Consider the following 26,743-nt stretch of genomic DNA (forward strand, 5'->3'; position numbering starts at 1 on the left):
TCCACCACGCTACCCGACCCCGCCTAACCGATCATGCCGCCCGACACGCTATGTGAACGGCAGGTAGCCGATCGTACGGCCGCGGCCGACCATCAGGCCGTGCTCGCCGATGCCGATGACATCGGCGGTGGTTTTCGCGTCCAAGAGCACGCGGCCGCTCGACGGTTCGTACGCGTACAGCTTCCCCTCGTGTGAGTCGCGCACGAGCACGGCGTAGCGGGAGACGGCCACGTCGGCCTTCGGCGGGACCGTCTGCTGCCACAGGCGGCCGCCGCGCTCGAAGCCGACGACCGCGAGGGTCTTGCCGCCCTCGGTGCGCACCAGACCGTAGTCACTGTCGGCCGCCACGATCTCGTCGCCCTCGGCGCCGGCCCACATCTCGTGGCCGTCGCGCGGGGACAGGAATACCTCGCGGTTGTCGCCGCGGGTCGCCACCAGGACGGTGTCGGAGCCGGACGGGTCGCGCCGCTGCTCGCAGCCCGCGCCGGAGGCGGTGCGCAGGTCGTACCCGTCCTTCTTCCACAGCGACTTGCCGGTGCTCGGGTCGCGCGCCTCCAGGCTGTACCGGCAGCTGCCGTCCTTCGGCGTGGCGGTGGACACCAGCACATGCCCGCCGGCGACCACGACCCGCGCGGTGTTCGACGGCTGCTCCTCGCGCAGCAGCTTGCCGTGCTCGGTGTCCACGACCCGCACCTTCTGCTCGACCGGGAACCCGAGCATCGTCGGGATCTTGTTCGGCATCGCGCTGATCGCGTCGCGGTAGGCCTCCGCCATGACCTGGGTGCCGAGCAGGTCGCTGTTGGCGCCGTTGAGCACGCGGCCGATGCCGGGCAGGGTCAGCTTCCACACCTGGGCGCCGTCGCGCGGGGAGCGCGCGGCGAGCGTGCAGTCCGACAGGCCGCCGCACGCGATGGTCAGGACCGTTCCGCGGTACGTCCACGCGCCCACGACGTCCTTGTCCTTCCAACGCTCGCTGCCGCTGCCGGGGTCGAGCGCGGTGAGCCCCTGACCTCGGCGGCCGTAGATCGCCACGGCGTTGACGCCGTCGCCGGCCACGCCGGCCCAGTCGGCCTCCTTCTGCCACAGCACGGTGCCGGTGCTCAGCGAGCGCGCCTCGATGGTGCCGCGCATGACGATGACCGTGGTGTCCCCGGCGACGATCGCCGCCGACGGCTGGCCGCCGACCCGCTCGGTCCACGTCGTGTCGGGGGTGGACAGCTTGCTCGTGCTGTCGGCGACCTTCTCCCACCAGTTCGTGACGTTGGGTAGCGGGTTCCAGCCGGTGACGAGGATGCCGGTGATGATCAGCGCGAGCACGCCGATCGCGCCGAGCGCCGTCTCGAAGTTGCGGACCGCTCCCCTAGCCACGGGCGCAGCGTATCGCTGCCGGATGATACGACGACGGATGGCCGCTTTTGCCCGTGTCGCGCGGATTCACTCGATCGACGTAACGACGGCCGCGCGGACTAGGGGCAGCACGCGGTACCGGATCTGCTCGGCCAGCGCGATGATCGTCGAGGACCGCACGATCCCCTCGTGGCTCATGACCCGGTCGATGACCCGCTGCAGGTCGGCGTTGGAGCGCGCCACGATCCGGCACAGCAGGTCGCCCGAGCCGGTGATGGTGTGCACCTCGAGCACCTCGGGGATCTCGGACAGGTGCGCGGCGACCGGGTCGTGGCCGAAGCGCTGGCGGATCTCCAGCGTCACGAACGCGGTCACCCCGTAGCCGAGCGCGGCCGGGTCGATGTCCGGGCCGAGGCTACGGATCACGCCGCGGGCCGCGAGCCGGTCGAGGCGGGCCTGGACGGTGCCGCGGGCCACCCGCAACCGCCGCGAGCACTCGAGCACCCCGATCCGCGGCTCGGCGTCCAGCAACGCGAGCAGCCGTGCATCGAGTGCGTCGATTTCACTGGTCAATTTGCTCACCGGTACACCCTAAGGCCGGGCCCGAACGTGCAACTTGACCATGCCGTTGACCGTTCCTTGCCCAGCCTCGGAAAAAGCGGGAAGGCTGGAGTCATGACCCGCGCCATCGAAGACCTCAGCGAGCTCATCGGGGCCGTTGAGCACGACGTCTCACACGACCCCTTCCCGCTCACCGGCCTCGATCACGTCCGGTTCTACGTCGGCAACGCCAAGCAGGCGGCGCACTACTACGCCACCGCCTTCGGCATGACGCTGGTCGCCTATCGCGGGCCCGAGCAGGGCTACCGCGACCACGCCGAGTACGTGCTCAAGGCCGGCTCCGCGGTGTTCGTGCTCGCCGGCGGGGTGCACCGGCAGGCCGCGGCGACGCAGCACTACGAGCGCCACGGCGACGGCATCGCCGACATCGCCCTCGAGGTGCCCGACGTCGACACCGCGTACGCCTACGCCGTGCGGCAGGGCGCGACGAGCGTCGAGGAGCCGCACGACGAGGAGGACGAGCACGGCGTCGTGCGCCGGGCCGCGATCGCGACCTACGGCGAGACCCGCCACACGCTGATCGACCGCTCCCGGTACACCGGCCCGTTCCTGCCCGGCTTCGTGGGCCGCCGGCCGATCGTGGCCCCGCCGGCCCGCCGCTACTTCCAGGCCGTCGACCACGTCGTGGGCAACGTCGAGCTCGGCCGGATGGACGAGTGGGTCGAGTTCTACCGCCGCGTGATGGGCTTCACGAACATGGCGGAGTTCGTCGGCGACGACATCGCCACCGAGTACTCGGCGCTCATGAGCAAGGTCGTGGCCAGCGGCACGCGCAAGGTCAAGTTCCCGCTGAACGAGCCCGCCGTATCGCGCAAGAAGTCGCAGATCGACGAATACCTGGAGTTCTACGGCGGCCCGGGCGCGCAGCACATCGCGCTGGCCACCAACGACATCCTGCGCACCGTCGACGAGATGCGCGCCGCCGGTGTCGAGTTCCTGACCACGCCGGACTCCTATTACGAGGATCCCGAGCTGCGCGCCCGCATCGGCCAGGTGCGCGCCCCGATCGACGAGCTCAAGGCCCGGGGCATCCTCGTCGACCGCGACGAGGACGGCTACCTGCTGCAGATCTTCACCAAGCCGGTGCAGGACCGCCCGACGGTCTTCTTCGAGCTCATCGAGCGGCATGGCTCGCTCGGCTTCGGTAAGGGCAACTTCAAGGCGCTCTTCGAGGCGATCGAGCGGGAGCAGGAACTTCGCGGAAACCTGTAACACTGTCCGGGTGACGAATCCGGGTCAGCCACAACAACCCGGTGGTGTCCCGAACTACGGGCCGCCCCCCGGTTATCCCCAAGGTTATCCACAGAACGTGCCCCAGCCGGCGGGTTATCCACAGCCCGCCGGCCAGGCACAGCCTGGCTATCCCCAGCCAGGCCAACCCATGCCGGGTTATCCACAGTACGGTTATCCACAGGGTGGGTACACCGTGCCGCCACCCATCGTGCCGCTCGCCCCCAACGGCATGCCGCTCGCCGGCTTCGGCGATCGCTTCGTGGCCTACCTCATCGACTGGGCCGTGACGCTCGGCGTGGCCATCCTGCTGCTCATCCCGACCGTGATCGGCATGATCGCCTACTTCGCGACCGTGTCGGAGAGCGACCTGAACAACAGCAACCCGTTCGTCGCCATCGGGCCGGTCCTGCTGATCGAGCTCGGCTATGTGCTGCTCGTCGGCGCGTGGGTCTACGTGTACCACGTGGAGATGTTCAACCGCACCGGCATCACCTGGGGCAAGCGGACGATGAAGCTGCAGATCCTCCGCCTCAACGACCCGGCGACGCCGGTCGACCGCGGTGTGCTGGCCAAGCGCTGGGCGGTGCAGTATCTGGTGGGGGTCGTCGTCCCGTTCTGGACCTACATCAACGGGCTCTGGCAGCTCTGGGACAAGCCCTACCAGCAGTGCCTGCACGACAAGGCGGCGGGCACCATAGTGGTGAAGGCCGGATAGTTGTGAAGGCCGGATAGTGCGAAGGTTCGGATGAGTTGAACGGCATGAAGGCGGAGGCGGCGTGACAGCGCCTGGGTGGTACAAGGACCCTGCTGACCAGGACGTCCAGCGGTACTGGGACGGCGAGGGCTGGATCGGCGAGCCGGTGCCGGCGTCGCAGCCGGCTCCGTCGCAGCCGCCGGCCGTACCGCCGCCGCCCCCACCCGCCCCGAAGCCGACACCGGCACGGACGCCGGCCGCGGAGCCGGCGCCCGCGCCGACCTCCGGGCCGCCGGTGTCGGCGCCGCCGGTCGTGACCACGCCGGGCGTGCCGCTGCCGCAGGGCGCCGTGGTGCTGCCGCCGGGCACGCCGATCCCGCCCGGCGGGTTCCCGCCGGGGCAGCTGCCGCCGGGCGCGATCGTCCTGCCGCCCGGCACGCCGCTGCCGCCCGGGCTGCGGCCGCAGGGCACAGTGCCCGCCGGCGCGGTCCAGGTGCTGCTGCCGCCGCAGAGCCTGCCGAGCCGCGACAGCGTCCGCCCGCACGGCTACGCCCTCGCGTCGCTGGGCTCCCGGCTGCTGGCCCGGCTCGTCGACATCCTCGTGGTCGCGGTGCTGGCCGGCGCGGTCACCGGCTGGTTCATCTACCAGTACGTGCGCGACGTCGGCCCGACCCTGGTCACGATGTACCGCCAGCAGCTGGCCGGCCAGCCAATCGCCGACGCGACCACGTCGGAGCGCTCCGCATGGCTGCAGGTCGTGATCCTGGTGCTCACCGCGGCCCTGTGGTTCGCCTACGAGGTCCCGTCGATCGCCGGCAGCGGCCAGACGCTCGGCAAACGCCTGCTGAAGATCAAGGTCGTGGGCCTCAAGGAGGACCAGCCGATCGGCTTCCGCCGCGCGATCCGCCGCTGGAACCCGCTCGGCATCTGGGTGCTGCTGTGGAGCTGCTGCGGCATCGGCCTCGTGATGCAGTTCATCGTCGGCATGACGCCGATCTTCGACTGGCCGCTGCATCGCGGCATCTACGACCGCTCGGCCGACACCGTCGTGGTGCGCGCCGAACGCCCCACCACACCGTTGCCCTCTACCGAAACCCCGAACGCCGGAGACCAGCCATGAGCCTCACCCGCCCGGACCTCGACGCCCTACCTGCCTACGTCCCGGGCCGCACCGTGCCCGGCGCGATCAAGCTGGCCAGCAACGAGGTGCCGTACGGCCCGCTGCCCGGCGTCGTGGAGGCGGTCACCGCGGCGGTCTCGGGCGTGCACCGGTACCCCGACATGGGCGTCACCGAGCTGCGCGGGCGCATCGCCGAGCGCCTCGGCGTCGAGGCCGAGCGGATCGCGACCGGCTGCGGCTCGGTCGCGCTCTTCGAGCACCTGTTCCGCGTCACCTGCATGCCCGGCGATGAGGCCGTCTACGCGTGGCGGTCCTTCGAGGCCTACCCGATCATCGGCGCCACCACCGCGGCCACCAGCGTCCGCGTTCCCAACACCGCCGAGCACGGCCACGACCTCGAGGCGATGGCCGCCGCGATCACCGACCGCACCCGCCTCGTCATCGTGTGCAACCCGAACAACCCGACCGGCACCGCGGTGCGCCGCGCCGAGCTCGACGCGTTCCTCGACAAGGTGCCGGGCAACGTCCTGGTCGCCCTCGACGAGGCCTACCGCGAGTTCGTCACCGACGACGACGTGCCGGACGGCCTGGTGGCGTATGGCGACCGCCCCAACGTCGTCGTCCTGCGCACCCTGTCGAAGGCGTGGGGCCTGGCCGGCCTGCGGGTCGGCTACCTCATCGGCGCGCCCGAGGTGGTCGCCGCCGTGCGCAAGGTGATCACGCCGTTCTCGACCTCGCTCCCCGCGCAGGCCGCCGCGCTGGCCGCGCTCAACGCCGAGGACGAGATGCGCCGCCGGGTCGACCTGGTCGTCGCCGAGCGGTCGCGGGTGGTCGAGGCGGTCCGCAAGGTGTACCCGGACGTGCCCGAGACCCAGGCCAACTTCTTCTGGCTGCCGCTCGGCGACCGCTCCGCCGAGTTCGCCGCCGCCTGCGAGCAGGCGGGCGTGATCGTGCGCGCCTTCCAGGGCGACGGCGTCCGGGTGACGATCGGCACCCCCGAGGAGAACGACGCCTTCCTGAGCGTGATCCTGTAATCCTCTAGCTCGCTGCGCTCGCGGCGGGGGAGCTTCGCTCCACCCACACCCCCTCAACCCCGCAGCGGCGCGCCCGGACAACAAGGTCGACGGATCGGCTGGCCCTGCGGGGTCAGCCGATGCCGACCAGCACGACGGTGTCCTGGCTGAAGTAGTACCGGTCGTCGATCTCCGACTCCTTGGTGGTCTGCAGCCGCTCGATCACCAGGTATCCGGCGTGCAGGTAGTACAGGCTGTAGACGAACCGGTCCGCGGGCCGGATGCGCAGCTCGGTGCTCGACGTGACCGCGCCGGTCTCGAGGTTGAGCACCAGCAGCTGGTACTCGTTGTTGATCACGTAGACGTTGCGCTGGTCCCCGCCGATGAGCCGCCCGGCGACCTCCGACATCCACAGCCGCTTGCCGGTCGTGCGCGAGAACGCCCAGATGTACCCGCCGGTCATCTGCTGCGCGATCACGTCCCCGACCGCGATGGTCGTGTCCTTGTCCGCGACCGGCTCGGGCTTGATGGTGTGATCCGCCGCCAGCGACCAGTACGCGGGCGTGATCGTGCCCAGTCCCGAGGCCGCGTCGGTGTACGTCACGACGTCCCCGGTCGGCGCCGCCTTGAACATCACGCACCCGGAATGACCCAGCTGGCAGGAGGTCGGCTCGATGAACCAGTTGGTGACGTTGTCGGTCCCGATCGAGGCCCCCGGCGGCCGCCAGGTGTTCAGCAGCACCCCGCTGGCCGAGTCGTAGATCTCCAGCGTGGCCGGCTTCGCGCACGTGTTCTTCACGAAGTACGTGTCCGGGCCGGTCCAGTCGTTGGTCCGGCACCCCGGCTCGGAGGTGAACGACCGCGTCCACCGGATGTCCCCGTTGACCGGATCGATCCCCTCGACGACGTCCTTACCGGTCGCGATCACCACGGGCTGCTTGTCCACGGCGGAGGCGGACACGAACAGGTCCTCCGGCGACCACATGGTCTTCGCCCCGGTCCGGCGCCCCTTGAACGACTCCCCGTCGGCCGGGTCGATCTTCGCCTGCCAGACGATGTCGCCCTTCTCGGCGTCGAGCGCCACGATCTCGCCGTCCGACCACTTCGTGATCACCACGGACATCCCGACGCCGCTGGCCGGCTTCTCCACCTCGACGATGGACACGACCTCGGCCGGCCACCGCCGGTACGACCAGTGCGGCGTGTTCATCCGCTGCGCCGTGACGGGCGTGTCCGCAAACACCCGCCGCTGCTCGGTGTAGACCCGCAGCCGCCCTTCGACGATCAGCGGCGCCGAGGGCAGCTCGGCATACTGGATCGACTTGATCGGCTCCGGCGAGGGCACCGGCTTGTCGGCCCGGCTGACGGTCTCCGCCGGCTTGAGCGTGCGATACGCCGTGACGCCCATGGCGGCGACCACCACGAGGACGAGCAGCCCGGTAAGCACGAAGCGCACCGGCCGCGACCAGCTACGCGGCGAAACCAGCCGTCGCAGCCCCGCCCGACCCGTCCCCATAACCACCTCCGCGGGGCACCATACCCGGCGCATGTCGCACTCCGCTCACGGCGACGGTCGATCGGCAGAAGACTCACACCCGCCTCCCACCGTCCCGTGACACACCCTTCACGCCCCTGGGCCGTGGCCAGGCGTCCCGGTCGTGCCCCTGCTCCCCTCTTCCACCTCGTCACCCCAACGTGTCACCCGGCCACACGTCACTCGGGCTTCGTGACGGTGCCGGCCACCTCCCCGAAGCCGATCCGCGAGCCGTCCGGCCCGGGTGCGGTCGCGGTGATCGCGACCGTGTCGCCGTCCAGCAGGAAGGTGCGGGTGGTGCCGTCGTCGAGCTGGATCGGCCGGGCGCCGTTCCACGTCCGTTCGATGAACGAGCCCGTCTGGTCGGGCTCGGGCCCGGAGACGGTCCCCGAGGCATACAGGTCGCCGGTCCGCGCCCAGGCGCCGTTCACGGTCAGGTGGGCCAGCTGCTGGGCCGGCGTCCAGTACATGCCGGCGAACGGCGGGCGCGAGACCGTCGTGCCGTTCCAGCGCACCTCGATGTCGATCTCGTAGCCGTGATGGTCGGCCGCGCGCAGGTATGGCAGCACGGGTGGCTGCTGCTCGGGGCCCGGCGCGCGGGCGGCGTCCAGGGCGTCGAGGGGCACGACCCAGGGCGAGATCGACGTGCGGAAGGACTTGCCCAGGAACGGCCCCAGCGGCACGTACTCCCAGGCCTGCAGATCCCGCGCCGACCAGTCGTTGACGAGCACGGCGCCGAAGACGTGCGCGCGGAAGTCGTCGATCGGGACCGGCCCGTCGGACGGCACGCCCACCACGAAGCCGACCTCGGCCTCGATGTCCAGGCGGGCGGACGGCCCGTACGCCGGGGCGGGCTCGTCGGGCGCCTTGCGCTGCCCGGACGGCCGCGGGACGTCGGTGCCGGAGACGACCACGGTGCCGGCGCGCCCGTGGTATCCGACCGGGAGGTGCCGCCAGTTGGGCAGCAGGGCCTCCGCGTCGGGGCGGAACAGCCGGCCGAGGTTGGTCGCGTGCTCCAGCGACGAGTAGAAGTCGACGTAGTCGGCCACCTCGAACGGCAGCTCGAGCCGCACGTCGCCGACCGACAGCAGCAGCGGCTCGACGGCTTCGCGGTGCCGTCCCGAGCCGAGCAGCTCGGTGAGCCGCTCACGGACCCGCGCCCACACGGGCCGGCCGGCGCTCATGAACCGGTTGAGGTTGCTCTGCCCGAGGAACGCCCCGCCCGCGTCGAGCAGGCCCCGGCCCTCGGCTGCGGCCAGGTTGAGGATCCGGTCGCCGATGCGCACGCCGGTCCAGCGGAACCGGTCCTGCCCGAACGCGCAATACGGCAGGTTGTGGATCCCGAACGGATCGTCATCGGCCAGCTCGAGCCAGCTCGCCTCCGTGCTCACGAGCTCACCTCCGGATCCGCCCGGTCCACCGGAATCGCGACAACGTCGACAGGATGCCCCAACGGGAGCGGCGAGACCGCCCGGGGAGCGCCGACCCGGCGCCCCGACAGGAACGACGGGGCGGGCTCGCAAGCACTGGCGGGCCGTTCCAACCGCAGCCACCGCACCGATCGCAGCGGCGCCGCGAGCCTCGGAGCGCCGCCGCGGCGGGTCTCTGCGGGGCTCATGACATCACCGTCGCTGCCGGTGGGCGGGGACGCTCCAGCAGGCCCAGGGTGGTCAGGTCGGTGACCGGGTCCTGGACGCTGCAGCTGCCGAAGCCGACCCACAGCGGCCGCTCGCGGTCCAGTGACGAGCGGGCCTGGTCGGCGAGCGGGTAGGCGTCGGTGGCGGCCAGGATGCCGGCCAGGTCGGCGGGCTCGGCGCCGTCGGCGGCCGACAGGACGGCGACCAGGATGTTGAGGAAGCCGTGGTGGACCAGGCCGGTCTCGGCGTCGGTGTGGCGGATCGCGTGGTGCAGGCCGGCGGTGAGCTTGAACGGCAGGTCGCGGTCGCGGCAGGCGCAGATGACGGCGGCGAGCTCCACCGGCGTCGGGAACAGCTCCGCGGCGAGGCCGCCGGTGCGGAACTTGGCGGCGGCGGGCAGGCCCTCGGCGCGCAGCGCCGCGACGGCGTCGAGCGCGGACATGAGGCCCCAGGCGAGCGGCACCTCGAAGTACCACTGCCAGGGCTCGTCGCTCTTCCTCATGAGCGCCGCCAGCCGCTCGATGCCGGGCAGCGGGTCCTCGCCCCGCTTCGCCACCGGGCTCTCGATCTGGCGGGTGCCGGCGGGCAGGTCGCCGAGCGCGGACTCGATCGCCCCCGGCGCGCCGATCAGGCCGACGCCGGTGCCGGGCGGTGCGAGCGCGCGGAAGGCGTCGCAGTCGGAGACGGGGATGAGCAACGGGCCGATGAGCGGGGCGAACCAGCTCTCGCGGTGGGCGGCGTGGGCCGGCACCGCATCCTCGAGGTCCGCGCTCCCGGGCGGGAACACGGCGGCGTCGTCGACCAACGCGGTCAGCAGGGGTCGCACTGCGTTTGACACGGCTTCCGAATCTAGTGGACGCTTTACAGGGCGGACAACTTTGTCCGTTATCCGGACACTCCGTCTGGGAGGGCCGTGATGCCGTATTACCGCCGCGTCGGCGAAGTCTCGCCGAAGCGCCATACCCAGTTTCGCCAGCCGGACGGCTCGCTGTTCGCGGAAGAGCTGATGGGGCAGGAGGGTTTTTCGAGCGATTCGTCCCTGCTCTACCACCGCCATCGGCCGACGGCGATCGTCTCGGCGGTGCCCTTCGACCCGCCGGCCTGGTCGCGGGTGCCGAACCTGCCGCTCAAGCCGCGCCACCTGCAGACCGCCAAGATCGGCGGCGCGAAGGCGGACCCGGTGCTCGGCCGGCAGCATCTGCTCGCCAACGACGACGTGCGCATCTCCTACGTGGAGGCGACCGAGCCCTCGCCGCTCTACCGCAACGCCGTCGGCGACGAGTGCCTCTACGTCTCGGCCGGGGCCGTCACGCTCGAGTCGACCTTCGGCGTGCTGGAGCTCACCGAGGGCGACTACGCGATCATCCCGACGTCGGTGATCCACCGGCTCGTGCCGAAGGACGGGCCGGTGAAGCTGCTGGCTATCGAAGCGACTGGACACATCGGACCCCCGCGGCGCTATCTCTCCGTGCGTGGACAGTTCCTGGAGCACGCGCCCTATTGCGAACGGGATCTGCGTGGCCCCTCGGCGCCCATACTCGCGGAGGGGTACGACATTTCCGTGCTGGTGCAGCATCGGCGGGGCTGGACCGAGCACATTTACGCAAATCACCCGTTTGACGTCGTCGGGTGGGACGGCTGCCTCTACCCGTGGGCGTTCTCGATCCACGACTTCGAGCCGATCACCGGGCGCGTGCACCAGCCGCCGCCGGTGCACCAGACGTTCGAGGGCCCGAACTTCGTGATCTGCTCGTTCGTGCCGCGCAAGGTGGACTACCACCCGCTGGCGATCCCCGTGCCGTACAACCACCACAACACCGACTCCGACGAGGTGCTGTTCTACACGGGCGGCAGCTACGAGGCCCGGCGCGGCTCCGGCATCGAGCTGGGCTCGATCTCGCTGCACCCGAGCGGCTTCACCCACGGCCCGCAGCCCGGCGCCGTCGAGCGCGCGATCGGCGTCGAGGCGTTCGACGAGCTGGCGGTCATGGTCGACACGTTCCGGCCGCTCGACCTGTGCGAGCCGGCGCTCTCGATCGAGGACACCGGCTACGCATGGACGTGGGCGCGCAACGCCTAACAGTTGAGTCGCAATTGGTCGAGGCGGTGGTTGTAGATCGCTGCGACCGTGCGGATTGCGTCGTTGATCGCGTTGTCGGGTCGTCGGCATTGGCGCGCAGGATCTGCCAGTCTCTGAGCTGGGCGATGACGTGTTCGATGGCGGCACGGCGTCGGCGGTGCAGCCGACCGGTGTGGTCCCGGATGATCCGGCCGGTCTTGTCGCGGGCTGGGGTGATGCCGGGTAATGACCGGTCAGCACCGTCAGACAGCACCTGGCGTGGCGGGTCGGCGAGCAGTTCCGGGTGATGCCGGGCGACGATGATGTCGTTGCGGTTGCCGGGCCACGCGGGCGAGACCGCGATGATTCGCCGGTCGCAGCGGCGGGCCACGACCTGGATGCTGACGCTGCGCCGGTAGTTCTTGCTCACCGCGGTGCGGGACTGGTCGTGCAACGGGATCAGGGTGCCGTCGAGCAGCCACGTGCAGCGTCTGCCGCGAGCGTCGTGGTGTGCGATGAGCAGGGCGGCGAGCCGGCCGGTCAGGTCGCGGACCACCCGCACGATCATGGACTGGCTGATCCGGAACACGGCGACGAGAGCGCGGGTGGTCAGATTGGTGCGCAACGCCGCTGCGGTGATCAGGACCCGGTCGGCGAGCGGAAGCCGCCAGGGCCTACCGCGCGGCTGGCGGGTGGAGAGCCGGACGGTGCGGCTGGCCAGCACCCCAGACCAGGTGAGATCGTCACCGCCTGTTCCTGTCGGACCCTGCCGATACAGTGCCCGGCAGGAGCCGATCAGGTGCCGGTTGGGAGGTGGAGACGGTGAGCGTCACCGATCTTGCGCCTGCTCGCCGGACACGCGGTAAGTCCAGGACGAAGAACTGGCGGCGCGAGCAGGATGCGCCGATCGCGGTGATCCGCCTCGAACTGGATGCCAGCGACCCACGGGCGTTGCGTCGCGTCCAGGCGATGTTCGGGGCGGCGTTCCGGTTGCATCGGGCGCTGCAGGCCCAGGCCCGGTCGCGGGTGGACGCCTACTGGGCCGCAGAGCACCTCCGCGAGGTTGACGCCAAGCAGGCGCGGGCCCGGTTCGGGTTGTCCCGCACAGCCCTCGAAACCGCCGCCTACCGGCACGTCGAGAACGCCGGCTGGATGCGTCACCACCTCACCAAAGCCCTCGCCATGCATCTGGCCGATGCGGTGTGGCAAGCCTGCGATCGGCACCTCTTCCCCGACCGGTCCGGCCATCGCCTGGGCCGGCCCCGCGTTGGCCGCTGGTTTGCGTTCACCCGGGTTGCGGGCCGGGCCCGTTCGCACACGAAACCGCGTACGTGGGAGACGTTCCGGCTCGTCGGCTCGCTGGACGGGCACACTGCCACGTATCCGCCGCGGCGGCCGGAGTCCGTGATTACCCAGCCCGCCGGGATGCCGGCGCCGGCGCGGCCGGCGAGCGGTTGGTGGGCGTACGACGGTCCGCTCGCCGTGGTCTTCACCGGCCTGCCCGCCGGTGACCTGGTTCTGCCCGTCCGGCTCCCGCAGGGTGCGGGCCAGTGGCCGCGCCTGCAGCATTTCCTCGCCGACCCCACGGTGTGGCACAAGATCGACCTTGTGCGGGTCGAGGACCAGCGCGCTCCCGGCGGGTGGCGGTACTACGCGCACCTGATGATCCTCGCTGCGGGCTGGACCAGCCCCATCGTGGCCGCTGACCGCGCGGCCGCGCCCCAGGATCGGGTTGGCGGAGTGGACGGCAACGTCTCCAACCTCGCGGTCGTGTCCATGCCCGCCGACCCGCACGACGGCGGCGGACTCGCCGCCGAACACGTGACCGTCACCGCCGATCAGCGCGCCCGAGCCGAGCAGGCCGCGGTGACGGCCCGCCGCAGGCAACGTGCCCTCGATCGGTCCCGCCGCTGCAGCAACGCGGCTCAGTACACGCTGGGCCGCCGCCAGGCCCGGCGGGCGGAACGGCGCCAGCAGGCAGGACTGCCCGAACGCACCGTCGAGGTACCCATCGGCCCAAGGATCAGCAACACCGCGGGCCGCCCCAATCGCGCATACCAGCACGACGAGTTGAGCACCGCGTACCGCCGTACCCGTGCTCAGCACGCCGAGGACTCCCGCGCCGCCTCGCAGGCCAAACATCACCGCGCACGCGACCTCGCCCGCAAGACTGTGCACATCCACGGCCCGCACCTGGTCGTCGAACACGTGGACATCCGCGTGTGGGCCCGGCGGTGGGGTAAGAGCATCGCCATGTTCAGTCCCGGCATGCTCATCGCCGCTCTGGACCGCGAAGCCAAGGCTGCGGGCGGTCGGCTGCTACGCGCCGGCACCCGGCAGACGGCGTTGTCGCAGCAGTGCCCGTGTGGACACCGCGCGAAGAGACCCCTCGCGCAACGCACCCACCACTGCGCTGTGTGCGGGCTGGTCGGGGACCGCGATCTGGTGGCTGCGGCGATGGCCGCCTGCGTCCGCCTGACCGACCCGGACGATCCGCGCACCGCACGAATCGATGAGACTCTCGCCGCCGCACTGCGGCAGCGAGCAGCAGGGCAGCAAGAGGCCCTGGCCCGGTCAACCGCACCCGCTCCCGCCTCAGCGCCCGCTGGGGCGGCGGTAGGGGCGGCAGCCACCCACATGGTGGCCTCTGCCGGGCGAACGACCCTCGCAACCGGATGTGCCACCCCCGATGAGACCCCCAGCCCAAGGCACGGGACCACGCGGACCCACACACCCGCCGAGCGGAAACCAGCCCCACAGGCTGGCGGTCAGAGCCGTAAGCCATTACGACTCAACTCTTAGTGCTGGATGACCTTCGTCGCCGTCACCCGGCAGACCACCCGGACGTTGTCGGGGTTCGGTTCGGTCCAGGGCTCGCCGCCGTACGACCGGCTGAGCTCGTCGATCAGTTCCGGACCCCCGTCCTCGGTGAGCGTGACGGTCCCGCGCACCTCGACGTAGCGGTAGGGGTTCGCCGGGTCGTACACGCAGATCGACACCCGCGGGTCGCGCTCCATGTTCCGGGTCTTGCGCCGCCCGCGAATCGTCGAGAAGACGACATCCCCGCCGTCATACTTGCCCCAGATCACACTGCTCTGCGGCGCGCCGTCGGGGTTGACCGTGCTGAGCACCAGGAAGGCCCGGCGGTCGAGCAGTTCACGAAGCGTGTCGTTCATCTATCCCTCTTTCGCGATCGGGTAGATCAACGCTACGGCGGTGGCGGCGAGGCCCTCGCCCCGGCCGGTAAATCCGAGGCCGTCGGTGGTGGTGCCGGACAGCCGCACGATGGCCCCGATCGCGTCGTGCAGCGTGCGCTCGGCCTCGGCGCGGCGCTTACCCACCTTCGGTTTCACCCCGATGACCTGCACGGACACGTTGCCGATCTCGAATCCGGAGGCGCGCACCTTCCGCGCCGTCTCGCGCAGGAGGGTGACGCCCGAGGCGCCCGCCCACTCGGGCCGGCCGGTGCCGAAGTTCGCCCCGAGATCACCCAGGCCGGCGGCGGACAGCAGCGCGTCGCAGATCGCGTGCGCGGCGACGTCGCCGTCGGAGTGCCCGGCGAGCCCGTCGACACCGTCCCATCTCAGCCCGGCGACCCAGCACTCGCGGCCGGCTTCGAAGGCGTGCACGTCGGTGCCGTTCCCGATCAACATCACGTCCGGAGGGTACGACGATTGGTGCACAACCGTGAACTTAACGTTTCCACAGCGTCTCCGGGCTCGGCAGGGTGGCTTCTCGGGCCTAGGCTGGGACGGGTGCGCAGCGACCTGACGACCCCGACGAGCCACAAGCCGTGGTGGCGCACCGGAGCCGCTCTTCGCTTCGGTCTGCTGGCCCTGCTCGTGGTGACGCTGTCCGTGGTGATCATCGTCGTTCACCCCAACCGTGCCTCGCTGGTCCACGCGATCGGCCCGGACCACCCGATGGCCCCCATCATCGCCGTCGCCGGCTCGGCGGTGCTGACCACCGCCCTTGCGCCCCGCACGCTGCTGGCCGGCGTCGGAGGGGTGCTCTTCGGCTTCGTGGGCGGTGCGATGTACATCATGCTGGGCATCACGCTCGGCGCCGTCATCGCCCACACGATCGGGCGGCTGCTCGGCCGCGACTTCATGGCCCGCCACCTCAGCGGCCGCCTGCTCACGATGGAGCAGGCCATCGCCAAACGCGGGGTGATGGCGATCGTGATTTCGCGGATGATTCCGCTGATGCCGTTCGGGATCTCGAACTACGTCTTCGGCACGACGAGCGTGAAGATGCGCCCGTTCCTGACGGGGACAATCGTCGGCGCGCTGCCGGCCACCCTGGCGTACTCCGCGCTGGGCGCCGCCACGGCCGCAGGCTCCACGCTCGGCATGTCGATCGCCGGTGCGGTGACCGTCACGCTCGGTGTCGGCGGCTCGATCGGCAGCATCCTGCTCTGGCGCCGTCGGCCGCGTAAGTCGTGCGCCGGCGCCACCGGAGCGGCCGGGGCGGCCGCCGCGGCCTGACCCGGCCCGGAAGGGCAGAAAAAGCCTCCAGCGCACCCCAGCGGTGCGCTACCGCACTCGACGGGTGCGCAAAAGGCCGAAATCACCGCCGCAGCATGAGACCCTCATGCGCGGCAAGCCGGACATAGGCGAAATATCCGAAATACGGAAGCCGATCAGAGCAGCAGCTCGGCCACGGCCAGGTCAAAGGGCCGTGTGATCTTCATGGCCGCTTCGGCGCCCGGCACGGTGTACACCGCAATCCCGATCCGCTCAGCGAGCCCAGCGTCGTCCGTGTGCTCGTCCACGGCCGCCTCATGGGCCTTGACCAGCACATCTCGCCGGAAGCCCTGCGGCGTCTGGACCGCACGCAGCGATGACCGCTCCACGGTGTCCACCACGACACCTGAATCGGAGACCCGCTTGATGGTGTCGACCACCGGTAGAACGGGTATGACCGCGCCGTGCCCCCCACGGACCGCTTCGGCGACCGACTCCACCAACTCCGGTGGCGTCAGCGCCCGCGCGGCGTCATGGACGAGCACGATCTCGTACTCCAGCGGCACCACGGCCAGCGCCGCGGCGACGGAGGCCTGCCTGGTCGCGCCGCCGGCGACCACAGTCACGGGCGCGACGGGCTCGAGAAGTGCGGCGACGTCGGCGACGGCGTCGGCCGGCGCGGCGACAACGATGCAGCCGACGCTCGGCGCGAGCGCCAGCCGGCGCACTGCATGCACGAGCAGCGGCTCGCCGCCAAGGAGGCGAAGTGCCTTGGGGCCGCCGGGTCCGAGTCGAACCCCCATACCGGCCGCAGGCACGAGGACCGCGACGTCACCACGCACAAAAGCGTGCGCCGTCACGTCGCGGTCCTCGATCGAAGGGATAGCCAGGCTGGAATGTCAGGCCTCGGTCAGCACCTTGTCGAGCAGCGTCTCCGCCTCGTCCTTGGTGCTCTTCTCGGCGAGCGCCACCTCGCCGACAAGGATGTCCCGCGCCTTGGCGAGCATGCGCTTCTCGCCGGCCGACAGACCGCGCTCACGGTCGCGACGCCACAGGTCGCGCACGACCTCAGCGACCTTGAGCGGATTGCCGGAGGCCAGCTTCTCCAGATTCGCCTTGTAACGCCGCGACCAGTTGGTCGGCTCCTCGGTGTGCGGAGCGCGGAGGACGTCGAAGACCTTCGTCAGGCCTTCTTCGCCGACCACCTCGCGCACGCCGACGATCTCGGCGTTTTCGGCGGGCACCCGCACCGTCAGGTCACCCTGAGCGACCCTGAGGACGAGATACTGCTTCTCCTCGCCCTTGATGACGCGAGTCTCGATTGCCTCGATGAGTGCGGCCCCGTGGTGGGGGTAGACAACGGTCTCGCCGACACTGAAAACCATAGGTTCGAAACCCCTTTCGCTGTGTCTAGGGTAACACGGTCACGCGCTGTCGTCCCACCCCAGAGAGCAGCATTCGCGCAGGTCAGAACACATGTGAGTCCCCTTTCTCCCGCTTGACAGGAATCGTGGAACCTGCTGTGTAGCGGATCAACAACCCGGAGCACCCACAAATGGCCTGCCAGTCGGACATATCCGATTGACTACGGCAAGTGTCTCCCCGCACGCGGGGGACGTCCAGCACCGACACTCTCCGTAACGTGACCAGCGGCGGAGCGTAGATGATACGCACACTTCTCAATGGAGTCACCACTGGCGCGCAGCGGTCGCGTGAGGGAAAGTTGAGGCAGGTGCGAGGAGAACAGCGATGGGCACGCTGCGCGGCGACAACGGCGGTGGTGAGCGACCACAAGAGGGTGGTGGCCTGCCCGACCTCCCGCCTGAGTGGGGAACGATCATCATCCCCGACGATGCCGGCGCGCTCGATGACGAAGGATCTTCGATCCGCCGGCAATTCCGTCGTGCCGCAATGCGCCGCCGCTGGCGCCGCCGGCTGCACCTGCGGCCGGAGCCACTGCGCCGTACCACCGACGATTCACCCGGTCTCGCCGTCCCGCTGCTGATCATGTCGATCGCCGTCATCGCAACGCTGGTGAGCCTGTTCGCCGTCGCGTGGCCGGGGCATAGCCCGAAGACCAACCCGCAGGTCGGATCGCCGACCACGGCGCAAGTCAGCATCTCGCTGGAGACCGTCAGCCTGCAGCGCACCGACGGCACCGTGGTCTCGCTCAAGGAGCTCTCCCCCGCGGTCATCCTGCTCGTCGAGGGCTGCAGCTGCGAGCAGCTGATCCGCAGCACCACGGACACGGTCGCGATCACCTCGGCCAACACCAAGGTCCTCGTCGTGGCCTCCCGCCCGCCCACGCTGCCGAGCGGGCTCAACGAGAAGGTCACCGTCAGCGCCCTCGCCGACCCCAACAACGCGGTGCGCGCCTCGGTGCCGGCGCTGACCAACGACCGCACCAGCACCGCCGTCCTGGTCGACTCGCGGGCGCACACCGTCAAGGTGGTCAAGTCGGTGACCACCCCCGAGGACTTCAAGGCCGACCTAGCGCGCCTGCAGTAGCACCCCGTAGAGGGTCAGGCCGGGGCCGAAGGCGAGCGCCACCGTCGTGCGCGGCGGGCCCGCGGCGCGGCGGCGCAGGGCGTCGAGAATCAGCAGTACCGTCGGCGAGGAACAGTTGCCGTGCGCCGCGAGGGTGCCGCGGGACTCGGCCAGCGCCGTCTCCGGCAGCGCCAGGCGGTCGCGCACCACGTCGAGGATGCGCGGCCCGCCGGGGTGCACCGCCCACCCGTCGACGTCACGCAGGGTGAGCCCGCGCGGCGCGAGCAGCCGCCCGACGAGGTCGGCGACGTACACCGACAGCACGTCGGGCACCTTCGGCGACAGGCCCATGCGAAACCCGAGGTCGGTGACGTCCCACGTCATGAGGTCGGCGGTCGCCGTGTCGGTCACCGCGGCGATGTCGGACACCGCGTCGCCGGCGCCGCCTGGCACGAGTACCACCGCCGCGGCCGCATCCGAGAACAGCGCGTGCGCGACGATCTGCTGCGGGTCGTCGCTGCGCGGCTGCACGTGCAGGCTCGTCAGCTCGAGGCACAGCAGCACCGCCGGCCGGCCACGCGACACGACGAAGTCGGAGGCGGCGCCGAGCCCGGGCAGCGCGGCGTAGCAGCCCATGTGCCCGATGAACAGCCGCTGCACGTCGTTGGCCATGCCGAGGTCCCGCGCGAGCAGGATGTCCAGGCCGGGCGTGGCGTAGCCGGTGCAGGAGCAGACCACGAACAGCCCGATCTCGTCGGGCCGCAGTCCGGCGGCGTTGAGCGCGCCCGCGACCGCGTCCTTGCCCAGCGGGAGGGCCTCGGTGAGGTACCGCTGCATGCGCTTGGCCGTCGACCAGCTCGACGCGTCCTCGATCAGCGGGTTCACCGCCCCGTGCCGCGTGACCACGCCCGAGTTGGCGAAGATCCGCTTCGCCAGCCCCCGGCGGGGCCCGTCGTAGTGCCGCCGGAAATAGCCGTCCCAAACCTCTTCCTGGCTCATCTGCCCCGGAAACGTCACGTGCATTCCCGCGATGGCGGCACCCGTCACTGACTCCCCTTCCTGCCGCGCCCCTGGTAGAGGATCGCGGTTGTGAACGTCGGCACGATCGGCACCGCGTTGCGGCGGGTCACCAGCCAGCGGGCCAGCGCGGGCAGCGCCGGCCGGATGCCGCGCACGTCCAGGCGCACCCCGTGCTGCGCGCATTCGTCCCGCAGCCGGCGCGGGTCGACGAGCAGCGCCGGATCGTGGATGCCGCGCACGGCCGGCACCACCGCCTCGGCCAGGCGCACGGCCACGAGCCGCGACAGCGCGGTGTCGGCGAGCGTGTCGAGCACCAGCCAGCCGCCCGGGCGCAGGATCCGGCACGCCTCCGCAACCACCCGCGGGCGGTCGGGCACGTGCTCCAGCAGCTCACCCGCGCTCACCACGTCGGCGCTGCCGTCGGCGAACGGCAGCTGCCGCACGTCGGCGCGGACGGGCGTGACGCCGTGCGCGGCGGACTGTTCCAGGCCGGAGACGATGATGTCGACGCCGACGTGGACGTACCCCTTGCCGGCGATGTGCGGCGCGAGCAGTCCGCCGCCGCAGCCCAGGTCGACCAGGACGGCGCCGGGCCGCTCGGCGGGCGGGATGAGCCGCGCGCGGGCGCGAGCCAGCCAGTGCAGCATCGACAGCGGGCTGCCGGGGCGCCACCATTCCCCGGCCAGGTCGTCGTACTGACCGGGATCGTTGCGGGCACGCCGCGCCGAGCGCATGAGACGAGACTGACATGGAAGCTCTTCGGCGGCCACACTTGCCGAATGTCGGTTGCGATCTCGTTGGTTCGAGCGAGCCACCCCGAACCGGCGGCCGGCGTCACTGCCGTCGCCGCCCTGCTGTCGATCGGGCTCGGCCGGCCCGCGCTCGGCGTCGCCGCGGCCGCCGCGACGGTCCTGGCCAGTCAGCTGTCGATCGGTTGGGTCAACGACGCCCTCGACGCATCCCGCGACGCCGCCGCCGGGCGCACCGACAAGCCGGTCGCCGCCGGCAAGGTGTCCCGGCGGCTTGTCTTCGTCCTGGGCGCCGTGGCGGCGGCCGCGTGCGTGCCGCTGGGCTTCCTCTCCGGCCCGCGCGCCGGCCTCGTCGCCGCGCTGGCGCTCGTCTCGGCACTGCTCTACGACTGGCCGCTCAAGTCGACGCCGGTCTCGGTGCTGCCCTACGCCGTGTCGTTCACCTGCCTGCCCGCGTTCGTGGTGCTCGGCGCCGGCCGGACGCCGCCGCTGTGGCTGCTCGCCGCCGGCGGCCTGCTCGGCGCGGGCGCGCACTTCGTCAACACGCTGCCCGACCTGGACGACGACGCGCGGACGGGGGTCCGCGGCCTGCCGCACCTCCTCGGCCGGCGGGGGTCGCTGGCCTCCGCCGCGGTCCTGCTGCTCGCCGCGACCGCGGCGCTCGCGTTCGGTCCACCGGGGCCGCCGCCGGTGCTGTTCTGGCCGGCCCTCGCGGCCGCGCTCATCGCCCTTTCCTGGGGTTGGTACCGCATGAGCCGCGACCCCGCGTCCCGGGCGCCCTTCCTGTCCGTCATCGCGGTCGCGCTGATCGATGTGGTCTTTCTGCTGATCAGCGGCCTCAATCTGGACTGAGTCACCAATGCCAGGGTGGGCGTAATCGGCCGATCAACGGCATCTAGGCTGTAGTGCGGCCACCCCTTGACTTGGAGGACCCACGGTGACGCGTTCGACTCCGGCCACGCCGTTGACTGGCCGCCGCACGGTGCTGCGCGCCGCACTGCTGGCATCGGCCGCACTCGGCGTCGGCCTGCTCTCCGCCTGCGGTGCCGGGCAGATCACCGGCACCGACACCCAGGTGCCCGCCGTTCCCGGGATCAGCGCCAACAGCGAGGACGGCAACATCGCGCTGCGCGACGCCGTGGTGGCCTACGCCGACACCTACAAGACCGGCTCCACCGTGCCGCTCAACGTCCGGTTCTTCAACAACGCCACGCAGGCCGTGAAGCTCACCAGCGCGACCAGCGCCAACGGCTCGATCGTCCTCGTCGGCGCCGCGAAGGCGTCGCCCGCGGCCGCCGCGCCGCCGTCCCCCACCGCGACCAGCGCCTCGCCCACCCCGACCGGCACCAAGAAGCCCGCCGGCAACGCCTCCGGCTCGCCGTCGGCCGCGGCCTCGACCTCGGCCGCGTCCGCGACGCCGGCCGCGCTGGCGCCGACCTCGGCCGGCTCGTCGAACATCTCCGTCCCGATCCCGGTCAACGGCGTGGTGCTGCTGAGCCCGGCGAACGGGACGTACCTCGCGGTCGACCAGCTCACCGGCCCGCCGCTGCTGTCCGGCGGCGCGCTGACCAACGTGGTCTTCACCTTCACCTACGCCGACGGCAAGACCACCACGATCACCCTCAAGAACCTGCCGATGACCGTGCCGCTCACCCCGCTGCCGAAGCCGTCCTCGGTCGTGCACGGCGAGAACGTCGGCGAGTGACCCCGGTTTTTGTCGTACCCCTCCGCTAGCTTCGGGGGCGTGACAAAGACCAAGGGCGCGAGCTTCGAATGCGACGTCTGCGGGCACCGGCCGCCCAAATGGATGGGCCGGTGCCCCGAGTGCGGTGAGTGGGGAGCCATCCTCGAGCTCGCCGGCGGCGTCGCCGCCAGCGGCCCGGCTGCCCTGCGCGCCGTGCCGTCCCGCGCCCCGCTCGAGCCGGCCCGCCCGATCGCCGAGATCAGCGCCGCGCCGGCCAAGGCCCGTCCGACCGGCGTCGGCGAGTTCGACCGGGTCCTCGGCGGCGGCATCGTCCCCGGCGGCGTGGTCCTGCTCGCCGGCGAGCCCGGTGTGGGCAAGTCCACTCTGCTGCTCGACGTCGCACAGCAGTGGGCGATGCAGGGCGAAAGCCCGTCGCTCGTGGTCAGCGGCGAGGAGTCGACGAGCCAGGTCCGGCTGCGGGCCGAACGCATCGGCGCCCTGCACGAGCGGCTCTATCTCGCCTCCGAGACCGACCTGTCCGCGGTCCTGGGCCACCTCGACGCCGTCAAGCCCGGCCTGCTGATCCTCGACTCCGTCCAGACCATCTCCGCACCCGGCGTCGACGGCGTCGCGGGCGGCGTCACCCAGGTCCGCGCGGTCACCGCCGCCCTCGTCGCCGTCGCCAAGGAGCGCGGCCTCGCCACCGTCCTCGTGGGCCACGTCACCAAGGACGGCAACGTCGCCGGCCCGCGCGTCCTGGAGCACCTCGTCGACGTGGTCCTCAACTTCGAGGGCGACAAGCACTCCTCGCTGCGCATGGTCCGCGGCCTCAAGAACCGCTTCGGCGCCGCCGACGAGGTCGGCTGCTTCGAGATGCACGAGGGCGGCATCACCAGCCTCCCCGACCCGAGCGGCCTGTTCCTGACCCGCTACGCCGACGCCGTCTCCGGCACCTGCGTCTGCGTGGCCATGGAGGGCCGCCGCGCCCTCGTCACCGAGGTGCAGACGCTGATCGGCGCCCAGATGCCCGGCTCGCCGCGCCGCACCGTGAGCGGCCTCGACTCCGCGCGGCTGGCCATGGTCCTCGCGGTGCTGCAGCGCCGCGCGGGCATCCAGCTGCACGACCGGGAGGTCTACGCGGCCACGGTCGGCGGCCTGCGGGTCACCGAGCCGGCCGCCGATATGGCGCTGGCCCTGGCCGCGGCCTCCGCGGCGCACGAGCTGCCGATGCCGCCGGACCTGGTCGCACTGGGCGAGGTCGGCCTCACCGGCGAGGTGCGGCGGGTCGGGGCGGTGCCTCGGCGGCTTGCCGAGGCGGCGCGGTTGGGGTTCCGGTTCGCGCTGGTGCCGCCGGGGTGTGGACCGGCGGCGACCGGGGTCACGCCGCCGGGGATGCGGGTGCTGGAGGTCAACGATGTGCGGACGGCGCTGCACTATGCCGTGAAGGCGACGGCCGAGGACGTGTGAGCGCCCAGGGCCTGGGACAGGGCCTAGACGTAGCGCTCCAGGATTGAGGCCTCGGCCAGGCGCGAGAGGCCCTCGCGGACGCCCCTTGCCCTTGCGTCGCCCACGCCCTCCACGGCCTGCAGGTCCTCCACCGTGGCGCCGAGCAGGCGCTGCAGGCTGCCGAAGTGCTCGACCAGGCGGTCCACCACCAGGACCGGGATCCGCGGGACCTTCGCCAGCAGGCGGAAGCCGCGCGGGGAGACCGCGGCGTCAAGGGCGTCGCTCGCTCCCGGATAGCCCAGGGACTTGGCCACGGCGACCAGGTCGATGAGCTCCGTCGCCGAGAGGGCGTTGAGATCCTCCAGGGCGTCGTCCGACGATCGCGTGCGGCGGCCCGTCGGGAGGTAGTCGCGGATGACCAGGGTGCGATCGGCCTCCACGCCGGCCATGAGCTCCTCCAGCTGGAGGGCGAGCAGCCGGCCGTCGGTGCCGAGCTCCACCACGTAGCCCGCGATCTCGTCGGCGATCCTGCGGACCATCTCCAGGCGCTGCACGACCGCCACGGAGTCGCGGACCGTGACCAGATCCTCGATCTCCAGCGCCGACAGGGTGCCGCTGACCTCGTCCAGGCGCAGCTTGTAGCGCTCCAGCGTGGCCAGGGCCTGGTTGGCCTTGGACAGGATGGCGGCGGAGTCGTCCAGGACGTGGCGCTGGCCGTTGACGTACAGGCCGATGATGCGCATCGACTGGCTGACCGAGATGACCGGGTAGCCGGTCTGCTTGGCCACGCGTTCGGCGGTGCGGTGGCGGGTGCCGGACTCCTCGGACGGGATCGTCGGGTCGGGCATCAGGTGCACCGCGGCGCGGACGATTCTCGTGCCGTCGCTGGACAGCACGACGGCGCCGTCCATTTTGCACAGCTCGCGCAGGCGGGTGGCGGAGAACTCCACGTCCAGGGGGAAGCCGCCGGTGCAGATCTGCTCGACGACGCGGTCGTGGCCGAGCACGATGAGGGCGCCGGTGCGGCCGCGCAGGATGCGCTCCAGGCCGTCGCGCAGGACGGTGCCCGGGGCCATCAGGGCCAGGGTGGCGCGCAGCGGGTCGGCGCCGGGCAGGGCGGCGGCCCAGCCCCCGATGAGGCCGGTGTTGGCGCCGCCCCTGCCGGGCTCGCGGTCAATCGGCACCTGCACAGTCTACGGATGGTCGGACCTTCGGTGCTGGTGCGGTATCGACCCAGCCCGTAGAGTGGGCGGATGCCGTCCGCCAATGGATGGTCGTTGATTCCTGAGGGGTCCAGCCGGTGGCCGGTCCGGAGCGGATCGAATGGCGACGGAGCTTTCCGTCCCGATCGCTGGGAACCCTGACGTGGTACGTCCTGTCCGCCGTGCTGCTGGTCATTTTCGTGCGCGCGCTGTTCGGTGACGAACCCGGCACGCTCGACGCCGGCGGGCACAACCCGCTCGCCGACCTTCCGATGTGGACGGCCGGGCTGGCGGCGGCCGGTGCGGTGCCGATCGCGCTGTCGGTCGTGCGGCGGCCGCGGGTCGGGGCGAACCACTTCGCGTTGACGGTGCGGCCCAGCTGGGTGCGCACGCTCGTGCTGCCCTGGTCGCGCGTCGGCGAGGTGACGGCGGTCGAGGTCGGCGGCGAACCGTTCCTCGCGATCCGCCTGGACGAGGGCCTCGACCGCACCGGCAGCGACCCGGGGTGGCTCGACCGGACGGTACTGCGGGAGATGTCCAAGCTCAGCGAGCGCAGTGTCCGGCGGGTCAGCCTGGCGGTGCGCCTGCGGGACTTCAACGGCAGCCCGGAGGGGCAGCTGGCCGCCCTGGCCGCGTTTGCGCCGGATCAGGTGCTGATCGCGAACAACCTGGGCAAACGCTAGGTCAGCTGGATCTGGACCGGGCTGCTGATCTTCGTATCGAGGCGGGCGACGAGCTCGTACTTGCCGGCCGGCGGCGCGGTCCGGTTGCTGCAGCCGTTCTTGCTGACCTTGCCGTCCCAGGTGTTCTCGAACGACACCTCGATGTTGGGCTTCAGAATCGACATCTCGCTGCCCTTGGGCGCGTTGCACGCGTCGGAGGACCACATCTTCTCGGTGCCGGCCTGGAGGTACAACTCCTGCATGTCGGCGCCGGTGTCCCTTGAGCAGTCGTGGTTCGTGATGTTCTTGATCTTGAGGCGGAACCTCAGGGCGACGCCCCGGACCTGCATGACCTGGTCGGCCACGGCGACCAGCGACAGGTCGGCGTCGGCGCAGGGCGGCACGGTCGAGGTGTTGCTGGCGGCCGCGGACGACGTGACGGCGAGCGGCGGGGCGGAGGACGTCGAGGCATCGCCGACGATCGGCCGCTGGAAGGTGGTCGACGGCGCCGCCGCCGCCGACGTCGGTGCGCCGGCCGAGGCGGCCATCCGGGTGCGTTGCTCGTCGGCGGGGTCGCTACCGCCGCACGACGTCCACAGCAGGAGCGTCGCCACCAGGACCACGCCGCCGACGATCGCTCGGCGCCGCCAGTAGGTACCGGCAGGTAGCGGGCCAACGGTCAGCTTCATGATGCCACTCACCGTAACGGCGGAACGGCTCGTGACCGCGGCGGCGCGCCGTGTGCATCACTCGAGATAGACCTTTCGGGCGTACACGGCGTGTGCGCCCGCGACCCGGTCGAGGAACAGCAGCCCGGCGCAGTGGTCGATCTCGTGCTGCAGCGCCCGGGCCTCGAACGCGTCGGTGGTGATCTCGATTTCTTCGGTACCCCCGGGCGCGAAGCCGGCCACGACCAGCCGGTTGGCCCGCTTGACGTCCCCGGTGAGGTCCGGCACCGACATGCAGCCCTCGCGGCCCTTCTGCCACTGCGAGGCCTCCACGATCCGCGCGTTGCACAGCACCAGCTGCCCGTGCACCGTGCGCGCCTTCGGATGGCCGGTGACGTCGACGGCGAAGACCTGCGCGCCCACGCCGACCTGCGGCGCGGCCAGCCCGACGCAGCCCGGCGAGACCCGCATGGTCGCCACGAGGTCCTCGGCGAGCTGCAGAATCTCCGGCGCGGTCGGGTCGACCGGCTCGCTCGGCGTGCCCAGCACCTCGGCGGGGGCGCGGACGACCGTGCGAACGGCGCCCGTCACAGGAGGTCCGCGTCGGCCGGGCGCAGCGTGACCTCGACGCCGAGGCGCTGCGCCACCGAGCGCAAAGCGGCCCCGAGCGCGTCGGGGTCGGCCACGTCGACCTCGGCGACGACGACGTACAGACTGCCGGACAGCCGCGTCGTCAGGTCGGTGATGTTGCCGCCGGACTCCGCGACGGCCCGTGCCACGGTCGCGACGATGCCGAGCCGGTCGGCGCCGTGCAGCGCGAGCACGTGGTGGCTGCCGGACGGCTCGTACGCCGGCTCCTCGACAACCCCACGGACCGTCACCAGCAGCGTCCGGTCGGCGGTCAGCGGCTCCAGCGCCGCGTCGATCTCCTCGGCGCTCGGCGGCCCGGCGCACACCAGCGTCATCGCGAAGTGCCCGCGCAGGCGGGTCATGGTCGAGTCGGTCAGGTTGAGCCCGAGCCGGGCGAGGATCTCGGCGACGTCGGCGATGATGCCCGGGCGGTCGTGGCCGATGACCGTGACGGCGTACTCGTTCACCGTC

The 26,743-nt window shown here is 71.4% G+C and carries 28 protein-coding genes; 12 read left to right on the forward strand and 16 right to left on the reverse strand.

The features are described 5' to 3' along the window. Positions 1-48: 48 nt before the first annotated feature. Together ABD901_RS00995 and ABD901_RS01000 are read right to left on the reverse strand one after the other, a co-directional pair. Complete coding sequence (locus tag ABD901_RS00995; protein WP_345120155.1) at positions 49-1,368, reverse strand: PQQ-binding-like beta-propeller repeat protein; 1,320 nt, start codon at positions 1,366-1,368, stop codon at positions 49-51. 66 nt (positions 1,369-1,434) lie between these two features. After that, entirely contained in the window at positions 1,435-1,929 is a 495-nt protein-coding gene (locus tag ABD901_RS01000) for an Lrp/AsnC family transcriptional regulator (RefSeq protein WP_345120157.1), read from the reverse strand. Between the two features lie 93 nt (positions 1,930-2,022). On the opposite strand from ABD901_RS01000, the gene hppD reads away from it, so the two are divergent. The 4 genes from hppD (at position 2,023) to hisC (ending at position 6,049) form a co-directional block, all read left to right on the forward strand. Then, positions 2,023-3,180, forward strand: coding sequence for a 4-hydroxyphenylpyruvate dioxygenase (hppD, locus tag ABD901_RS01005; protein ID WP_345120159.1), 1,158 nt, complete (start codon positions 2,023-2,025; stop codon positions 3,178-3,180). Positions 3,181-3,394: 214 nt separating this feature from the next. After that, the gene (locus tag ABD901_RS01010) at positions 3,395-3,916 is read left to right on the forward strand and encodes an RDD family protein (protein WP_345120161.1); all 522 of its coding nucleotides are present in this window, start codon (positions 3,395-3,397) and stop codon (positions 3,914-3,916) included. Positions 3,917-3,977: 61 nt separating this feature from the next. After that, positions 3,978-5,015, forward strand: a complete 1,038-nt coding sequence (locus ABD901_RS01015) for an RDD family protein (RefSeq protein WP_345120163.1) — start codon at positions 3,978-3,980, stop codon at positions 5,013-5,015. Further along, positions 5,012-6,049 carry a histidinol-phosphate transaminase gene (gene hisC / locus ABD901_RS01020; protein WP_345120165.1) on the forward strand — a complete coding sequence of 346 codons (1,038 nt, stop codon included), beginning with the start codon at positions 5,012-5,014 and terminating at the stop codon, positions 6,047-6,049. The genes ABD901_RS01015 and hisC overlap by 4 nt, the downstream gene beginning before the upstream one ends. Before the next feature lie 112 nt (positions 6,050-6,161). Here the strand turns inward: hisC and ABD901_RS01025 are convergent, their stop codons facing one another. From ABD901_RS01025 to ABD901_RS01035, 3 genes are all read right to left on the reverse strand, one after another. Next, positions 6,162-7,484: an outer membrane protein assembly factor BamB family protein gene (locus ABD901_RS01025; protein WP_345120167.1), complete on the reverse strand. Its 1,323-nt coding sequence runs from the start codon at positions 7,482-7,484 to the stop codon at positions 6,162-6,164. Between the two features lie 257 nt (positions 7,485-7,741). Then, entirely contained in the window at positions 7,742-8,953 is a 1,212-nt protein-coding gene (fahA, locus tag ABD901_RS01030; protein ID WP_345120169.1) for a fumarylacetoacetase, read from the reverse strand. A gap of 223 nt (positions 8,954-9,176) precedes the next feature. After that, positions 9,177-10,037 (reverse strand): hypothetical protein, encoded by an 861-nt coding sequence (locus ABD901_RS01035; RefSeq protein WP_345120171.1) that lies wholly within the window; start codon positions 10,035-10,037, stop codon positions 9,177-9,179. A gap of 78 nt (positions 10,038-10,115) precedes the next feature. On the opposite strand from ABD901_RS01035, the gene ABD901_RS01040 reads away from it, so the two are divergent. Further along, the gene (locus tag ABD901_RS01040) at positions 10,116-11,279 is read left to right on the forward strand and encodes a homogentisate 1,2-dioxygenase (RefSeq protein WP_345120173.1); all 1,164 of its coding nucleotides are present in this window, start codon (positions 10,116-10,118) and stop codon (positions 11,277-11,279) included. Here ABD901_RS01040 and ABD901_RS01045 read toward each other — a convergent pair. Next, on the reverse strand, positions 11,185-11,826 hold the full coding sequence (locus ABD901_RS01045; protein WP_345120175.1) for a hypothetical protein: 642 nt from the start codon (positions 11,824-11,826) through the stop codon (positions 11,185-11,187). The two genes, ABD901_RS01040 and ABD901_RS01045, sit on opposite strands and share 95 nt — an antisense overlap. Before the next feature lie 254 nt (positions 11,827-12,080). Here ABD901_RS01045 and ABD901_RS01050 point away from each other — a divergent pair, with 254 nt between their 5' ends. Further along, the gene (locus ABD901_RS01050; RefSeq protein WP_345120177.1) at positions 12,081-14,060 is read left to right on the forward strand and encodes a zinc ribbon domain-containing protein; all 1,980 of its coding nucleotides are present in this window, start codon (positions 12,081-12,083) and stop codon (positions 14,058-14,060) included. On the opposite strand, the gene ABD901_RS01055 is transcribed toward ABD901_RS01050, so the two are convergent. Together ABD901_RS01055 and ispF are read right to left on the reverse strand one after the other, a co-directional pair. Further along, positions 14,057-14,434: a PPOX class F420-dependent oxidoreductase gene (locus tag ABD901_RS01055; RefSeq protein ID WP_345120179.1), complete on the reverse strand. Its 378-nt coding sequence runs from the start codon at positions 14,432-14,434 to the stop codon at positions 14,057-14,059. The two genes, ABD901_RS01050 and ABD901_RS01055, sit on opposite strands and share 4 nt — an antisense overlap. Then, the gene (gene ispF, locus ABD901_RS01060; protein ID WP_345121081.1) at positions 14,435-14,911 is read right to left on the reverse strand and encodes a 2-C-methyl-D-erythritol 2,4-cyclodiphosphate synthase; all 477 of its coding nucleotides are present in this window, start codon (positions 14,909-14,911) and stop codon (positions 14,435-14,437) included. A gap of 102 nt (positions 14,912-15,013) precedes the next feature. Between ispF and ABD901_RS01065 the strand changes: the two genes are divergently transcribed. Continuing rightward, positions 15,014-15,745, forward strand: coding sequence for a TVP38/TMEM64 family protein (locus ABD901_RS01065; protein ID WP_345120181.1), 732 nt, complete (start codon positions 15,014-15,016; stop codon positions 15,743-15,745). A gap of 155 nt (positions 15,746-15,900) precedes the next feature. On the opposite strand, the gene ispD is transcribed toward ABD901_RS01065, so the two are convergent. Beyond that, on the reverse strand, positions 15,901-16,584 hold the full coding sequence (ispD, locus tag ABD901_RS01070) for a 2-C-methyl-D-erythritol 4-phosphate cytidylyltransferase (protein WP_345120183.1): 684 nt from the start codon (positions 16,582-16,584) through the stop codon (positions 15,901-15,903). 39 nt (positions 16,585-16,623) lie between these two features. Then, the gene (locus ABD901_RS01075; protein ID WP_345120185.1) at positions 16,624-17,109 is read right to left on the reverse strand and encodes a CarD family transcriptional regulator; all 486 of its coding nucleotides are present in this window, start codon (positions 17,107-17,109) and stop codon (positions 16,624-16,626) included. A 364-nt stretch (positions 17,110-17,473) separates the two neighbouring features. Here ABD901_RS01075 and ABD901_RS01080 point away from each other — a divergent pair, with 364 nt between their 5' ends. Then, on the forward strand, positions 17,474-18,232 hold the full coding sequence (locus ABD901_RS01080; RefSeq protein WP_345120187.1) for a hypothetical protein: 759 nt from the start codon (positions 17,474-17,476) through the stop codon (positions 18,230-18,232). On the opposite strand, the gene ABD901_RS01085 is transcribed toward ABD901_RS01080, so the two are convergent. After that, on the reverse strand, positions 18,215-19,234 hold the full coding sequence (locus ABD901_RS01085; protein ID WP_345121083.1) for a type III polyketide synthase: 1,020 nt from the start codon (positions 19,232-19,234) through the stop codon (positions 18,215-18,217). The two genes, ABD901_RS01080 and ABD901_RS01085, sit on opposite strands and share 18 nt — an antisense overlap. Before the next feature lie 20 nt (positions 19,235-19,254). Then, positions 19,255-19,965, reverse strand: a complete 711-nt coding sequence (locus ABD901_RS01090; protein WP_345120189.1) for a methyltransferase domain-containing protein — start codon at positions 19,963-19,965, stop codon at positions 19,255-19,257. A gap of 45 nt (positions 19,966-20,010) precedes the next feature. Here ABD901_RS01090 and ABD901_RS01095 point away from each other — a divergent pair, with 45 nt between their 5' ends. The 3 genes from ABD901_RS01095 (at position 20,011) to radA (ending at position 23,131) form a co-directional block, all read left to right on the forward strand. Beyond that, positions 20,011-20,832 (forward strand): UbiA family prenyltransferase, encoded by an 822-nt coding sequence (locus ABD901_RS01095; RefSeq protein ID WP_345120191.1) that lies wholly within the window; start codon positions 20,011-20,013, stop codon positions 20,830-20,832. An 85-nt stretch (positions 20,833-20,917) separates the two neighbouring features. Continuing rightward, complete coding sequence (locus ABD901_RS01100; RefSeq protein ID WP_345120193.1) at positions 20,918-21,685, forward strand: hypothetical protein; 768 nt, start codon at positions 20,918-20,920, stop codon at positions 21,683-21,685. 9 nt (positions 21,686-21,694) lie between these two features. Beyond that, on the forward strand, positions 21,695-23,131 hold the full coding sequence (radA, locus tag ABD901_RS01105) for a DNA repair protein RadA (protein WP_425556644.1): 1,437 nt from the start codon (positions 21,695-21,697) through the stop codon (positions 23,129-23,131). A gap of 23 nt (positions 23,132-23,154) precedes the next feature. Here the strand turns inward: radA and disA are convergent, their stop codons facing one another. After that, positions 23,155-24,294 carry a DNA integrity scanning diadenylate cyclase DisA gene (gene disA / locus ABD901_RS01110; RefSeq protein ID WP_380137320.1) on the reverse strand — a complete coding sequence of 380 codons (1,140 nt, stop codon included), beginning with the start codon at positions 24,292-24,294 and terminating at the stop codon, positions 23,155-23,157. Positions 24,295-24,494: 200 nt separating this feature from the next. On the opposite strand from disA, the gene ABD901_RS01115 reads away from it, so the two are divergent. Next, entirely contained in the window at positions 24,495-24,995 is a 501-nt protein-coding gene (locus ABD901_RS01115; RefSeq protein WP_345120197.1) for a hypothetical protein, read from the forward strand. On the opposite strand, the gene ABD901_RS01120 is transcribed toward ABD901_RS01115, so the two are convergent. From ABD901_RS01120 to ABD901_RS01130, 3 genes are read right to left on the reverse strand one after another with little or no spacing between them, the layout of a single operon-like run. Beyond that, positions 24,992-25,663 carry a hypothetical protein gene (locus ABD901_RS01120; RefSeq protein WP_345120199.1) on the reverse strand — a complete coding sequence of 224 codons (672 nt, stop codon included), beginning with the start codon at positions 25,661-25,663 and terminating at the stop codon, positions 24,992-24,994. The two genes, ABD901_RS01115 and ABD901_RS01120, sit on opposite strands and share 4 nt — an antisense overlap. A 57-nt stretch (positions 25,664-25,720) precedes the next feature. Next, positions 25,721-26,233, reverse strand: coding sequence for a peptide deformylase (def, locus tag ABD901_RS01125; RefSeq protein ID WP_345120201.1), 513 nt, complete (start codon positions 26,231-26,233; stop codon positions 25,721-25,723). Beyond that, on the reverse strand, positions 26,230-26,739 hold the full coding sequence (locus ABD901_RS01130; RefSeq protein WP_345120203.1) for a glycine cleavage system transcriptional repressor: 510 nt from the start codon (positions 26,737-26,739) through the stop codon (positions 26,230-26,232). The genes def and ABD901_RS01130 overlap by 4 nt, the downstream gene beginning before the upstream one ends. Positions 26,740-26,743: the final 4 nt, after the last annotated feature.

It is taken from the genome of Dactylosporangium darangshiense, from assembly GCF_039537565.1.
Lineage (GTDB): Bacteria > Actinomycetota > Actinomycetes > Mycobacteriales > Micromonosporaceae > Dactylosporangium > Dactylosporangium darangshiense.

Coding starts and splice junctions, on each gene's coding strand:
- hppD (WP_345120159.1), top strand. CDS start 2,023: ATGACCCGCGCCATCGAAGACCTCAGCGAGCTCATCGGGGCCGTTGAG.
- hisC (WP_345120165.1), top strand. CDS start 5,012: ATGAGCCTCACCCGCCCGGACCTCGACGCCCTACCTGCCTACGTCCCG.
- ABD901_RS01040 (WP_345120173.1), top strand. CDS start 10,116: ATGCCGTATTACCGCCGCGTCGGCGAAGTCTCGCCGAAGCGCCATACC.
- ABD901_RS01045 (WP_345120175.1), bottom strand. CDS start 11,826: ATGATCGTGCGGGTGGTCCGCGACCTGACCGGCCGGCTCGCCGCCCTG.
- ABD901_RS01055 (WP_345120179.1), bottom strand. CDS start 14,434: ATGAACGACACGCTTCGTGAACTGCTCGACCGCCGGGCCTTCCTGGTG.
- ispF (WP_345121081.1), bottom strand. CDS start 14,911: ATGTTGATCGGGAACGGCACCGACGTGCACGCCTTCGAAGCCGGCCGC.
- ABD901_RS01075 (WP_345120185.1), bottom strand. CDS start 17,109: ATGGTTTTCAGTGTCGGCGAGACCGTTGTCTACCCCCACCACGGGGCC.
- ABD901_RS01080 (WP_345120187.1), top strand. CDS start 17,474: ATGGGCACGCTGCGCGGCGACAACGGCGGTGGTGAGCGACCACAAGAG.
- ABD901_RS01085 (WP_345121083.1), bottom strand. CDS start 19,234: ATGCACGTGACGTTTCCGGGGCAGATGAGCCAGGAAGAGGTTTGGGAC.
- ABD901_RS01090 (WP_345120189.1), bottom strand. CDS start 19,965: ATGCGCTCGGCGCGGCGTGCCCGCAACGATCCCGGTCAGTACGACGAC.
- ABD901_RS01095 (WP_345120191.1), top strand. CDS start 20,011: ATGTCGGTTGCGATCTCGTTGGTTCGAGCGAGCCACCCCGAACCGGCG.
- ABD901_RS01120 (WP_345120199.1), bottom strand. CDS start 25,663: ATGAAGCTGACCGTTGGCCCGCTACCTGCCGGTACCTACTGGCGGCGC.